The sequence below is a fragment of the Streptomyces sp. NPDC050619 genome, from assembly GCF_040654815.1.
GTDB lineage: Bacteria > Actinomycetota > Actinomycetes > Streptomycetales > Streptomycetaceae > Streptomyces.
On record NZ_JBFAIR010000003.1, the window covers coordinates 295,392 to 308,644 of the forward strand.

The window sequence follows — 13,253 nt, forward strand, 5'->3', positions numbered from 1 at the left end:
AACGGCTGATGGACGACACGCGTATCGAACTCTCCTCCCACGTACGGGATTTGGTGGAGCCCCTCGCGTCCCGCTTCAGCACGGGCCGGGCGCGTGTACGGCTCGGCGTGAACACCGCGATCCACGACGACACGGCCGCCGAACTGGAGGCGTTCGCCCGGCCGTTGTGGGGGCTCGCGCCGCTGGCGGCGGGCGGACAGGCCGTTCCCCACGCCGAGCTGTGGCTCCAGGGACTCGCTCACGGCAGCGATCCCGCGCACCCCGAGTACTGGGGCGAGCCGGTCGACCACGATCAGCGCATCGTCGAGATGGCCGCCATCGGCTTCGCGCTCGCCCTCGCTCCCGAGCAGTGGTGGGACCCGCTGAGCGGCCCCGAACGCGACCGGCTCGCCCGCTGGCTGCTCAGCGCGCTGCCCCGCCAGACCACCGACAACAACTGGCTCTTCTTCCCGGTGCTGGTCGGCCTCGGCCTCGACCGGGTGGGGGTGCCCTACGACCGCTCGCTGATCACCGCACGCCTCGACCGGCTGGAGACCTTCTGGCTCGGCGACGGCTGGTACGCGGACGGCCCCACCGAACGCCGCGACTACTACATCCCGTGGGCCATGCACTTCTACGGCCTGCTGTACGACGTGCTCACGAGTGGCGACCGTTTCAAGGAACGGGCGGCCCGGTTCGCCGGCGACTTCCGGCACTGGTTCGCCGACGACGGCGCCGCCGTCCCGTACGGCCGCAGCCTGACCTACCGCTGGGCGCAGGCAGCCTTCTGGGGCGCGCTGCCGTACGCGGGCGTCGACGTACTGCCGTGGGGCGAGGTCAAGGGGTATCTGCTGCGGCATCTGCGCTGGTGGCGCGGGCGGCCGGTGGCCGGGCCCGACGGGCTGCTGTCCGTCGGGTACGGCTATCCGCAGCCCGCGCTGGCCGAGCAGTACAACGCGCCGGGCTCGCCCTACTGGTCGCTCAAGGCGTACCTGCCGCTCGCGCTGCCGGCCCCGCACCCGTTCTGGACCGCGAAGGAGGAGCCGGCTCCCGCACTGCCCGCCGTCAGCGCCCAGCCGCACGCCGGGGCGGTGCTGATGCGCGCGTCCGGCGACGTCACCCTGCTCGCCGGGCGCCAGCACCACCCGTGGGTGCGCCATGGAGCCGAGAAGTACGCCAAGTTCGCGTACTCGACCCGGTTCGGCTTCAGCCTGCCGAACGGCACACTAGGCCTCGAACAGGGCGCGTACGACTCGATGCTGGCGCTGAGCGACGACGGCGGGGCGCACTACCGGGTGCGCGAGGAGCCGGTCGCGTCCTACGTCACCGCCGACACGGTCCTCAGCACCTGGCATCCGTGGCCCGACGTGGAGATCACCACCTGGCTGACGGCCGCCGCGCCCTGGCATGTGCGCACCCACCGCATCCGCACCGGCCGCGCCCTGCACACCGCCGAGGGCGGCTTCGCCGTCGACCGGGACGCGGGCACGGAACGAGAGAGCGGGCCAGGACACGCACGGGTGTCGGCGCCCGCGGGACTCACCGGACTGCGCGACCTCGACGGCCGGCGCGAGGGCGAGGTCGTCGACTGTCTGCCCGGCACGAACGTCCTCGCACGGCGCACCGCCCTGCCCGTGCTCCTGGGGCAACTCCCACCCGGCGAGCACTGGTTGAGATGCGCCGTGCTCGGCGCCCCGGACGGACCCGAAGCCGAGACGGCCTGGCGAGAACCCCCGACCACCGCACCGCCCCCGACTACCGCACTGCCCCCGACCACCGCACATCCGACGACTGGAGACGTACGGGACATGAGACTTGGAGACGGGACATGAGACTCAGGCACCTGTCCGTACTGGCCGCCGTGACCGCCCTGCTGACCTCCCCGGTCCAGGCGCAGGCGGCGCAGTCCGGCCACACGTACCACGTCGCCCCCGGGGGCAGCGACCAGGCATACGGCACCCAGGCAAGCCCCCTGCGCACCATCGGCGCCTGCCTCGACCGCGTCCGCCCCGGCGACACCTGCCTGATCCACCAGGGCACCTACCGCGAACAGCTCACCCCTCCCTCCGGCACCGCGGGCGCCCCGATCACGATCGCCGCCTACGGCGACGGCCCGGTGACCGTCGACGGGACCGAGCAGGTGACCGGCTGGAAGGACGCCGGCGACGGACTGATCGCCGCCGACACCGACCTGCCGCCCGACCCCGACTTCAACGCGGTGTTCCTGGACAACGCCCGTGCTGCGGAGGGGCGTTGGCCCAACTCCGGCGCCGATCCGCTGAACACCACCTGGGCCGAGGCCGACACCACCTCCACCGACCAGCACATCGACGACACCGACCTGCCCGACGCCGACTGGACCGGCGCCACCGTGCACCTGTGGGCGGGCTCCAACCCCTGGGCCCAGCAGACCGGCACGGTCACCGCCACCGCACCCGGCAAGCTGGACTTCAAGGGCGGCAACTACCGCTGTCCGCCGCTGTGCATGGGCAACCAGACCTACCGCAACTACTACCTCGTCGGGTCGAAGGCCGCCCTCGACCAGCCGGGGGAGTGGTACTACGACAAGACCGCGCACAAGCTCTACATGGTCCCCCCGAAGGGCGGCATCGCCGGACACACGGTGACCGCCAAGCACCGGCTGTGGGGCGTCGACCTGAGCGACAGCTCGTACGTCACCGTACGCGGCCTGAACCTGTGGGGTACCTCCCTGCGAACGGGCGCCTCCAGCAAGGGAGTCGTGGTCGACCGACTGCGCGCCACGTACATCTCCGAGTTCTCCACCCTGCCCATGCCCCCGGACAGCGATCTCGCGATCGAGCCGTTCGAGGGCCATATCGTCGCCTCCCGCATCCTCGACTCCGGCGTGCAGATCCTCGGCACCGGCAACACGCTGAAGAACAGCGAGATCTCGCAGTCGGCCGGTGACGGCGTCCTGGTCCGCGGCACCGGCAACACCGTCACCAACAACTACATCCACGACGTCGGCTGGATGGGCAGCTACACCCCCGGCATCGAGATCAACGGCAACGGCCACACGGTTACCCACAACACGATCCGGCGCACCGGACGGGCGGCCATCGACACCGCCTGGCAGCTCAACGGCACCGAGTTCCACGACAACCGCATCGCCTACAACGACATGTCCGAGGCGATGCGCACCTCCCGCGACGGCTCGCCCTTCTACGTCTGTTGCAGCCTGAACGGCTCCGGCACGTCCATCGACCACAACACCTCGCACGACGCGGACGGTCAGGTCGGCTTCTACGTCGACAACTACTCCGGACACTTCCGGCTGCACCACAACGTCGCCTGGAACACCGGCGCCCGGGGCACCTTCTTCAACGGTCACACCGGCCCGAGCATCGCCAACGAGGACCACAACTCGAGCTACGGCATGGGCATCAACGGCAACTCGGTGCTGCTCAGCGGCGCGACGGACGCCTCCGGCTCGTACATCAGCAACATCGTCGGGCCGAAGCCGATCAGCGCGACGCAGACCGGCGACCCGCTGCCGGTCGTCCGCTCCAATCTGATCAGCGACAAACCCGGTTACACCGACGCCGTCAACGGCGAGCTGTGGCTGACGCCCGGGTCACCCGCCATCGACGCGGGCGAGGTGGTCGACGGCATCACCACCGACACCCTGGGTGCGGCTCCCGACCAGGGCGCCTACGAGTACGGCGCACCCGTCTGGTCGACCGGCTGCGACCTGCCCGGCTGCCAGCAGCGGGTACGGCACGGCAGCTGGAGCGCCACCGCGAGCGACGGCACCGACGCCTCCGCCACCGTCGACGCGGACATCAACACCCGCTGGACGGGCGCCGCCCCGCAGGCCGCCGGGCAGTCCCTGACCGTCGACCTCGGCGAGAGCAAGACCTTCGGCCGGCTCTCCCTCGACGCCGGCCGCGACACCAACGGCCAGCCGTACGGCTTCACGGTCTCCGTCAGCGGCGACGGCGAGAACTGGGGCGAGCCGCTCGCCCGGGTCTTCGGCCGCTCCTTCACCCAGGACGCGGTGTTCCCCAGCCAGACCACCGCCCGCTATGTACGGATCACGCTCACCGCGAGCGGGCCCGTGCCCTGGGTCGTCAACGACATCCGGCTGTACGGCGACGGGCCCGACGCCGCCTCGACGCTCCAGGCCGAACAGGCCACGAGCGTACGAGGGGTGGAGCGCGGCACGGCGGCCACCGGGGTCCTCGGCTCGGGCGACTGGGTGGCCTTCCGCAAGGCGAACATCCGTGGACAGCACCTCACCGCCCGCCTCAACTCCACCTGTAAGCAGGGCTGCTCGCTCCAACTGCGCCTGGACGCGCCGGACGGTCCGGTGGCCGGGGTGGTGCCCGTCGCGGGCACCGGCGACTGGCGGGAGCAGTCCGTGACACTGAAGCGCGAGGTCACCGGCGCGCACGACCTCTACCTCGTGGCGAAGGGCACGGGCCGGGTCGCCGCGCTCGACTGGCTGACGATCAGGCCCTGACAGGCGAGGACCGGGCCGGGCGGCGGGATGGGGAACCCCGTCGCCCGGCCCGGCCGCGATGGCTACCGCGTACCGGTGTCAGCCCGCGATGGAGTCCAGCTGCTCCGCTGCCGGGCGCAGGGCCCACAGATCCCCGCCCGGTGGCGCCTCCAGGGAGGGGACGGCCCGCTGCGCCTGCCGGTCGCCTGCGTCGGCGGCCGTGTGCACCACGTCAGTGGCCGCATACCGGTGGAACTCGAGGTCCGGATGCGGCCAGGTGGCGGCTCCGGTCGCGGCGGGCAGCAGGTAGTCCACCGCCTTGAACAGGGTCTGCCCGTCGGGGCCCCGGTACTTCCACAGGTTCACGCCGACGTGCTCGCCGACGGCCGCGAGCCGGGTGTGGGCGACCAGGGCGAAGGTCGAGTAGTGCCAACTGCGCGTGCGGGTGAGTTCCTGGGGCTGGCTGCCGTCGGCGGCGATCTGCCGGGCGATGCGCGCACTGCCCGCGTTCAGGACCGTACGACGGGCCAGGTCCCTGTCGCCGGTCGCGTAGGCGAGGGCGGCGACCTGCATGTCGTGGAAGGTGCCGTGGTTGTTCGTGGCGGCGCCCTCCTCCTTGCCGAAGTCGCTGTTCCTGAGCCAGTCGAGGAAGTCGGTGTTCCACTTCGTCATGCCGGCGCGGTCCGTCCTGGTCCAGCCGGCGGCGCCGGTGTCCAGGATGGCGAGCGCGTCGAGGACGCTGGTGTACGACTGCGAGAAGTCGATGATGCCGATGGCACGGCCGTCGTACTTGCAGGGGATGAACTGCGCGTGGTTCAGGTTCGGGTTCATCTTCGTGGCCGGGTCGAGGAACCAGGTGCGCAGGATCTGCCCGACCTTCTCCGCGTACCGCTTGTCGCCGGTGTAGTACCAGGCGAGGGAGAGGTCGTAGGCGGAGTCGAAGACCTTCTCGACGTCCTGGCGGTCGGTGCCGGTGTCGACCTCGGGGTTGCGCTCTCCGTCACGCTGCACATATGGGCAGCCCCACGGGTTGCCGGAGGTCGGCGGCTGGGAGGGCCACCAGTACGGGGCCTGGCTGAGGTAGTCGTGGATGTCCCCACCGGGTGCCGGCTTGGGTTTGTCGACGACCGTCCAGGGGCCCTGGTTCAGCCACTTGTCGGCGCGGGCCGTCAATGCCTGGGCGGCTCGGCGCAGTCGCGGGTCGCCGTGGTCCAGACGGACCTTTGCCTGTTGCAGGCGGGTGCCGTCGAGGACGGCGGTGTGCGGGGCCTTGGGCACCGGGTGGGCCACCTCCGCCGAGGCGGCGGGAAGAGCGCCGGCGGTGAACGCGGATAACGCCGCCAGGAGGACACCCAGGCGCGGGAGAGCGCGCATCGGTCAACTCCGATCATGTATGTGAATTCAGGGAACCGTCTTTCTTGGGCGAGAAGAGGTGCCTCAACACCGCGGGGGTGGAAGCTAGATGCCTCGTTCGTCGTCCTCTGCCGCGGCCTTCAGCCCGCGCTGGGCCTCGTACAGGTTCCGCGGCCGTACCGCGCCGGGGTTGCCGTACAGCTCCAGCCGCGCGTGCAGGTCGCCGGTGAAGTCCGGGACGTCGATCTGGTCGAACTCCCTGACCTCGTCGATGCCGACGGTGGCGGAGTGCGGTGCCAGAGCGTCGATCTTCATCAGGCCCGCCCGGCCGTTGGTGACGCGAATGTTCCAGTGCGTGAAGCGGGCGCCGAACAGGGGACCCGCGCTCGCGTCACCACCGTGACGGCCGTTGTTGTGCACGGTGATGTCGGTGCGGACGTTGGCGAAGGGCATCCCGCGGTGGCTGTCGAACGTGCCCATCCGCATGTCACCCCGCGACCACACGTTGTACGAGGACAGTCCCTCGACGTTGATGCCGTGCAGCTGGGTGTTGGCGGGCGCGGGGGTGGTGCGCTCTTCGACGGTGAAGTCCTCGAAGAGGTTGTCGTGTGAACCCTCGCGGCAGAAGTAGGGATGATGGGAGCCACGGCCCGCGACCCGCGTCCGGCGCAGGGTGCAGGCGGACGCGGCTACCAGGCCGAAGCCGTTGTCGACGTGACGGGCCGTCACATCGTCCACCCAGCAGTCGTAGGCGCACTGAAGGACGACGCCGTTGTACCCCTGGTCGAGAAGGTGCGGCTGCTGCGGTGTCTGCACGGCCTCCAGGGTCAGGCCCTCGACTCCCGAGCCCGTCAGCTCCGGTACATGGGTGGTGAGCTGAGGGTTCCATTCGGGGCGTACGTCGAGCGGGAGGGGCCGTTCCAGCGTGACCCTCCGGCCGTGGACACGGGCGATACGCACCGGCCACTCGTAGGGGACGTACGAGGTCAGCTTCGTCTTGTCGTCCCAGTAGTACGCCTCAGGGCCGGGTCCCCCACCTGCCATGTGCTCCAGCAGGGTGTGACCGGTGTCGTCGGCGAGCCGGAGGAGGACGAGCATGCCGGGACGCAGTCCGGCGGGGTCGGTGACCGTCACCGTCCAGGAGCCCTGGCGGGCCGGGGCGACGTCGGTGAGTGGCCGCCATTCGTCGCGCCGGTTGCCGGTCCAGCCCTCGAACGGCCATGCCTTCGCCCGGATCGCGGCGACGAGGGAGTTCCAACGGGCCTCGGGGGCGAGCCAGATGAGGCCGCCCGCCCAGGACCAGGACGACTTGTCGCCGCCGTAGCGGGAGCCGTAGGCGCCGATCAGCTCGGTGAGGCTGCGCGTCGCGTATAACTTCGTGCGACCGCTGCCCGCGCCGCGCAGGACGACGTTCGAGTGACCGAGGCGTATGGCGTCGTCGATCCGGAAGGTCCCGGACGGGATGGAGACCGTGCCACCGCCGGCCCTGCCGGCAGCGACGATGGCACGGTTGATCGCGGGGGCGGAGTCGGTGGTGCCGTCCGCCCTGGCCCCTGAGGCGCGTACGTCGAACACGGGGCGGCGGCGGGGGAAACGCTCCGCGCCGCCGCGGTAGCCCGCCCGGCCGACGTAGGGGATCTGGGAGTGGGTGTAGGGGCTGTCGGTCAACTCACGCCACAACAGCGGGACTTGACCTTGTGCGGCGGGTGCGGCCTGCGCCGTGCCGTTGCCCGCCGCGGCACCGGCCGCCAGGGCCGCGGCGCTGCCCAGCAGGCCTCGTCTCGTGATGCCGGCGTACCTGTCCCCGCTCGCGCACTCGTGTAAGTCGCTCATGTCCGCTCGCTCCTCCACAATTCATGTAGATGAACAACGTTCATAGCTCTGTGTGTCGCGAGCATGACATGCCGCTGCTGGGACGGGAAAGGGTCGTGCACGCCTCTTCCGCCGCGCGAACCTACTTAGTTTCCCCGATACACCCGATGTATTGACGGGTTGTCAGGTTTGTGAGATCGATGAGGACCTCACGCCCCTCGTCCCCGGCAACGGAGTCGGCGCCGCGTCCCCCTCCAGCACGGCCTCGATATTGCTTGCCGCGAGCTCCACCATCGCCGCGCGTGTGGCCTCCGTCGCCGAGCCCACGTGTGGCAGTACCACCAGGTGCGGCTCGGCGAACAGCGGGTCGGCCGGATCCATGCGCGGCTCGTCCACCATCACGTCCAGCCCGGCCGAGTGCAGCTGCCCGCCGCGCAGCGCGGTGAGCAGGGCCGCCTCGTCGACGATTCCGCCCCGGCCGGTGTTGACGAGGGTCGCCGTCGGTTTCATCAGGGCGAGCTCCGGTGCGCCGATCATGCCGGTGGTCTCGGGCGTCAGCGGAGTGTGCACGGACACCACGTCACTGGTCCGCAGCAGTTCGTCGAAGGTGACCCAGCGGGACAGCGCGTCGTCCTCCTTGCGGCGCGGATGGTGGTGCTGGATCCGCATCCCGAATCCGGCCGCCCGGCGCGCGAGGGCCTTGGCGATCTGCCCGTAGCCGATCAGGCCGAGTGTCCCGCCCTGTACGTCGAGCCCCAGGAAGGCGTCCATCCTGAAGGCGCCCCACTCGCCGCGCCGCATCGCGTCGGTGCTGGCGCCGAGGCGCCGTCGCGCCATGAGGATCAGCGCCATCGCCACGTCGGCGGTGGTGTCGGCGAGCACATCGGGGGTGTGGGTGACCACCACACCGCGCGCGGCGGCGGCATCGACGTCCACGCCGTCGTAGCCCATCGAGGCCAGCGCCACGACCCGGAGGCCGGGGCCGGCCGCGTCCAGCAGGGCGGCGTCCACCCGGTCGCTGCCGAGGACGAGCAGCCCCTCGCAACCCCGGGCCAGCGCGCCCAGCTCGGCGGAGGTGGGCGGCGCCGTTCCTTCCCACGCGGTGACGTCGTACCGCGAGGCCAGGCGCCGGACGGCGGCGCCCGGCAGGCCCGTGCGGCTCACCGCGACGCGGGGACGGGGTGCGGAGGTGCCGGACATGCTGAACTCCCGGAGACAGAAGGGGCGTTGGAGGAGAGAGGGAAGGCGTATGGCCGGCCCGCGTCAGAGCTTCGCCGGAACCGCGAAGTCGAGGAGCACCTTGCAGGAACGCGCCGGGTCCGCCGCCAGTTCGAAGGCCTCGCCGGCGTGTGCCACGGGGAGTACGGAGGTCACCACGGGGTCGACGGGGAGGCGGCCGTCGGCCAGCGCCCGCAGCACGTCGCCGAGTTCGGTGTCGAAGCGGAAGGAGCCGACCAGCCGCAGCTCCCGCGTGATCACCGCGTTCGCGGCGACCGGGGTGTCCCCGGGCGGGAGCAGGCCGAGGCCCACCACCAGACCGCCCCGGTCCACTCCGTACACACAGGTGCGCAGCCCGGCCGGATTGCCCGAGGACTCGATGGCGATGTCCGCCGCGAGTTCCTCCAGTTCAGCTCCGCCGCCCGTGGGGCCGCCGACGCGTACGGTCGAGGTGGCGCCCAGCTGCTTGGCGACGGCCAGCGGCTCCTCGTGGACATCGGTCACGGTGATCTCGTCGGCGCCGGCGGCGCGCAGGGCCGCGACCACCAGGCAGCCGATGGGTCCGGCGCCGGTGACCAGGACGCGCTTGCCGCGTACGTCGCCGGCCCGCCGTACCGCGTGCCAGGCCACCGCCGCGGGCTCGGCGAGCGCGGCGAGCCGCAGGTCGAGCCCCTCGGGCAGGGGCAGCACCCGCTCCGCGGGCACCACCAGGACCTCGGCGAAGCCGCCCTGGACATGGGGATTGCGGGCGGCGCTGCCCAGATAGCCGGTGTCCAGGCAGGTGTTGCGCCGTCCCGCGAGGCACTGCCGGCACCTGCCGCAGGAGGCCAGCGGGTGCACGGCCACCGGGGTCCCGGGCGGCGGGGCCTGCGCACCCGGGCCCGCCGCGCGCACCTGGCCGACGATCTCGTGGCCGAGGACCAGCGGTTCGCGCAGCCGGAACTCGCCGACCGCGCCGTGCCGCCAGTAGTGCAGGTCGGAGCCGCAGATCCCGCCGTAGCGGATGTCGACCGCCACCTCGCCGGGGCCGGGCTGAGGCACCGGCCGCTCCTCCAGGCGCAGGTCGCCCGCCCCGTGGGCGACGACCGCTCGCATCGTGGCTGAGTTCGCTGAGTTCGCTGTGTTCCCTGTGTTCATGTCCTCGGTCCTTTCTCAGATGACCGCGGTCAGGCCGCCGTCGACGGCGATCACCTGGCCGTTGACGAAGTCCGACGCCGGGGCGGCGAGCCACACCAGCGTGCCGACCAGATCCTCGACCGAGGCCCAGCGCCCGGCCGGAGTACGGCCCCGGATCCAGGAGTCGAAGGCGGGGTCGTCGACGAGCGGGCGGGTCAGTTCGGTGACCACATAGCCGGGCGCCAGGCCGTTGACCGTCAGCCCCGACTCGGCCCACTCCGCGCACATGCCCCGGGTCAGCATCGCGAGGCCGCCCTTGGAGGCCGCGTAGGCGGCGATGCCCGGACGGGCGAGCCAGGTCTGCACGGAGCAGATGTTGACGATCTTTCCGTGGCCGCGCCCGACCATGCCCGCGGCCACCGCACGGCCGACCAGGAAGGCGCTGGTGAGGTTGGTCCGCACGACCCGTTCGAAGTTCTCGGCGGAGACTTCGAGGAGTGGTTCTCGGTGCTGTACGCCGGTGTTGTTGACCAGGATGTCCAGCGGGCCGATCCGGTCCTCGATCTCCCGGACCGACGCCTGTACGGCCGCCTCGTCGGTGACGTCGAAGGGCACGCCGTGCACCTTGGCCCCGGTGCGTTCGGCGAGGTCGGCGCGGGCGCGTTCCAGGGCCTCGGGATCGCGGCCGTTGAGGACGAGTTCGGCGCCCGCCTCGGCCAGTCCTGCCGCGAGGGCGAATCCGATGCCCTTGCTGGAGCCGGTGACCAGGGCGAGCCGCCCGGAGAGGTCGAACAGGGAAGAACCCTTGGCTGAAACCGTCATGACTTGTCTCCCGTCCGGCCGTTTCCGGTCCCGGTCCCGTTTCCGTTTCTGGTCCCGGTCCCGGTCCCCGTTCCGTTTCCGGTTTCGTAGTAGTGCATGAGCGCGGCGTTGTCGGCGTCGCCGTGGCCCGCGGCGGCCAGCCAGCGGTGCAGTTCTGCGACGGCGGTGGTGACCGGCAGCGGCACTCCCGCCGAGCGGGCGTAGTCGCGGGCCGCCTCCAGGTCCTTGACCATGTTGCTGACCCGGCCGGTGGGCGTCAGATCCACTTCGGCGAACTTCACGAAGAACTCCTGGAGCAGCGCCGAGTCGGCCCTGCCCCCGGTGAGCGCCGCCTGTACCTGCCGCGGCGGCAGACCGGCCGCCCGGATCAGCGCGGCGGCCTCGGCGAGGGCGGCGAACCCGCAGCCGACCAGCACCTGGTTGACGGACTTGACCAGCTGCCCGGAGCCGGCCGGGCCGAGGTGGGTGAGCCGTGAGGACAGCGCCCCGAGCACGGGCAGCGCCCGCTCCACGTGTTCCTCCGCGCCGCCGAGCATCAACGTCAGCTCGCCGCGTTCCGCGCCCGGCGCGCCGCCCGACAGAGGGGCGTCGACCCAGCCGGCGCCGAGCTTCCCGGCCCGTTCGGCGAACTCGCGGGTGCGTCCGGGATCGATGCTGGACATGTCGATGACGAGGACGCCCTCGGGCGTGGCGGCGAGGACGCCTTCGGGGCCGAAGACCACCTGTTCGACGATGTCGGCGGTGTTGAGGGAGAGGATCACCACGGAGGCCGAGGCGAGCTGTGCCGCCGAGTCCGCCGGATCCGCGCCGTCCCCGGCGAGCTCCGCCACCGCGTCCTGCCGGACGTCGTAGACCCGCACGGTGCGTCCGCGCCGCAGCAGTCTGCGGGCGATGGCCGCCCCCATGACTCCCAGCCCGGCAACCCCCACCTCCGGATGTCCTGTCACTCAGACCAACCTCCTGAACGAAATGCTGTTCTCAAGCCAGCATATTGAACCAGGGTGATGGAGAAGTGCAACTGTTCGACGGTGTGAGTGCTCACGTGTTCAGCATGTTGGCTTGAGTGCCGCATGCTGTTACGGTCCTCGCGTCCGCAGATGTACGGCGTGTTACCACGTCGTTTGAGACGGAAGGCGGCATCCCATGCAGGTGCCAGCGACGAGGACACCCCGGCCTGCCGACGGCGGCGGCGAGGAGGAGAACCCGGGTCTGCGCCGTGCGCTCGTCACCAGTTCGGTGGGCAGTGCCCTCGAGTACTACGACTTCGCCATCTACGGCACCGCCTCGGCCCTGGTGTTCAAGCACCTCTTCTTCCCCGGGCTCGGCCCGGCGGTCGGGCTCGTCGCCATCTTCGCCACCTACGCGGTCGGCTTCTTCGCCCGCCCGCTCGGCGGGCTCTTCTTCGGCTCGCTCGGAGACCGGCACGGCCGCAAGACCGTGCTGGTCGTGACCGTCGCGCTGATGGGCGGATCGTCCTTCGCCATCGGACTGCTGCCGACGTACCACACGGTCGGTGCCTGGAGCCCCGTCCTGTTGATGTTCCTGCGCCTGCTCCAGGGCTTCGGAGCCGGAGCGGAGCAGGCCGGGGCCTCGACCCTGATGGCCGAGTACGCCCCGCCGGCCAGACGCGGCTACTACGCGGCGCTGCCCTTCGTCGGCATCCAGGTCGGCATGCTGCTGGCCACCGCCCTGTTCATCCCGCTGGCCCGGCTGGACGACGACGTGCTGTTCGGCTGGGTGTGGCGGGTGCCGTTCCTGCTGAGCGCCGTACTGATCCTGGTCGCGGTGTACATCCGGCTCCAGTTGGAGGAGAGCCCCGCCTTCGAGCAGTTGGAGCAGAGCGGCGAGGTCAGCAAGCGACCGCTGCGCGATCTCATGGTCAAGAGCCGGCGTAATCTGTTCATCGCCTTCGGCCTGCGGATGGCCGAGAACGGCACCTCGTATCTCTACTCCACGTTCAGCATCAGCTACGTGACCACCGTGGTCGGCGTCTCCGACTCGGTCGGCCCGCTCGCCGTGGCCTGCGCCTCGCTCGCCGGTATCGCCACCATCCCCCTGTTCGGGATGCTCTCCGACCGGATCGGCCGGGTCCCGCTCTACCGGATGGCCGCACTGTTCCAGGCGCTCTTCGCCGTCCCCGCCTTCGCGCTGATGAGCTCCGGGAACACCGTGCTGATCTGCGTGGTCATCACTCTCGGTATCGGCGTCGGCGTCAACGGCATGCTGGGGTCCCAGTGCGCCCTGCTCGCCGAGCTGTTCGGGGCGCGGCATCGCTACACCGGTGTCGCGATCGGCCGGGAGATCAGCGCGATCGTCGCCGGCGGAATCGCCCCGCTGCTCGGCGCGACGCTGCTGCTGGCCTTCGACGACGCCTGGTGGCCGCTGGCGGCCTACGTCGTCGTCCTCTCGCTGATCACCTTCGTCACCACCTTCTTCACTCCGGAGACCCGGGGCCGGGACCTCACCGATCTCGCCGACGCTCGCTGAACAG

At 71.1% G+C, this 13,253-nt stretch carries 9 protein-coding genes; 3 read left to right on the forward strand and 6 right to left on the reverse strand.

Translation table 11 applies throughout. The annotated features are described in order from the left end of the window. The first annotated feature begins 8 nt into the window (after positions 1 to 8). Positions 9 to 1,811: a DUF2264 domain-containing protein gene (locus tag AB0I77_RS07330; protein ID WP_363281404.1), complete on the forward strand. Its 1,803-nt coding sequence runs from the start codon at positions 9 to 11 to the stop codon at positions 1,809 to 1,811. Continuing rightward, entirely contained in the window at positions 1,808 to 4,462 is a 2,655-nt protein-coding gene (locus AB0I77_RS07335) for a discoidin domain-containing protein (RefSeq protein ID WP_363281405.1), read from the forward strand. Before AB0I77_RS07330 ends, AB0I77_RS07335 begins: the two co-directional genes overlap by 4 nt. 78 nt (positions 4,463 to 4,540) lie before the next feature. Here the strand turns inward: AB0I77_RS07335 and AB0I77_RS07340 are convergent, their stop codons facing one another. The 6 genes from AB0I77_RS07340 to AB0I77_RS07365 form a co-directional block, all read right to left on the reverse strand. After that, the gene (locus AB0I77_RS07340) at positions 4,541 to 5,815 is read right to left on the reverse strand and encodes an alginate lyase family protein (RefSeq protein ID WP_363281406.1); all 1,275 of its coding nucleotides are present in this window, start codon (positions 5,813 to 5,815) and stop codon (positions 4,541 to 4,543) included. 84 nt (positions 5,816 to 5,899) lie between these two features. Beyond that, positions 5,900 to 7,627 (reverse strand): glycosyl hydrolase family 28-related protein, encoded by a 1,728-nt coding sequence (locus tag AB0I77_RS07345; RefSeq protein ID WP_363281407.1) that lies wholly within the window; start codon positions 7,625 to 7,627, stop codon positions 5,900 to 5,902. A gap of 162 nt (positions 7,628 to 7,789) precedes the next feature. Beyond that, positions 7,790 to 8,806 (reverse strand): D-glycerate dehydrogenase, encoded by a 1,017-nt coding sequence (locus AB0I77_RS07350; RefSeq protein WP_363281408.1) that lies wholly within the window; start codon positions 8,804 to 8,806, stop codon positions 7,790 to 7,792. 63 nt (positions 8,807 to 8,869) lie between these two features. Next, positions 8,870 to 9,919, reverse strand: coding sequence for an L-idonate 5-dehydrogenase (locus AB0I77_RS07355; RefSeq protein ID WP_363281409.1), 1,050 nt, complete (start codon positions 9,917 to 9,919; stop codon positions 8,870 to 8,872). A gap of 57 nt (positions 9,920 to 9,976) precedes the next feature. Further along, positions 9,977 to 10,762, reverse strand: coding sequence for an SDR family oxidoreductase (locus tag AB0I77_RS07360; RefSeq protein WP_363281410.1), 786 nt, complete (start codon positions 10,760 to 10,762; stop codon positions 9,977 to 9,979). Further along, complete coding sequence (locus tag AB0I77_RS07365) at positions 10,759 to 11,709, reverse strand: NAD(P)-dependent oxidoreductase (RefSeq protein WP_363281411.1); 951 nt, start codon at positions 11,707 to 11,709, stop codon at positions 10,759 to 10,761. Before AB0I77_RS07365 ends, AB0I77_RS07360 begins: the two co-directional genes overlap by 4 nt. A 196-nt stretch (positions 11,710 to 11,905) precedes the next feature. Between AB0I77_RS07365 and AB0I77_RS07370 the strand changes: the two genes are divergently transcribed. After that, entirely contained in the window at positions 11,906 to 13,249 is a 1,344-nt protein-coding gene (locus AB0I77_RS07370) for an MFS transporter (protein WP_363281412.1), read from the forward strand. Positions 13,250 to 13,253: the final 4 nt, after the last annotated feature.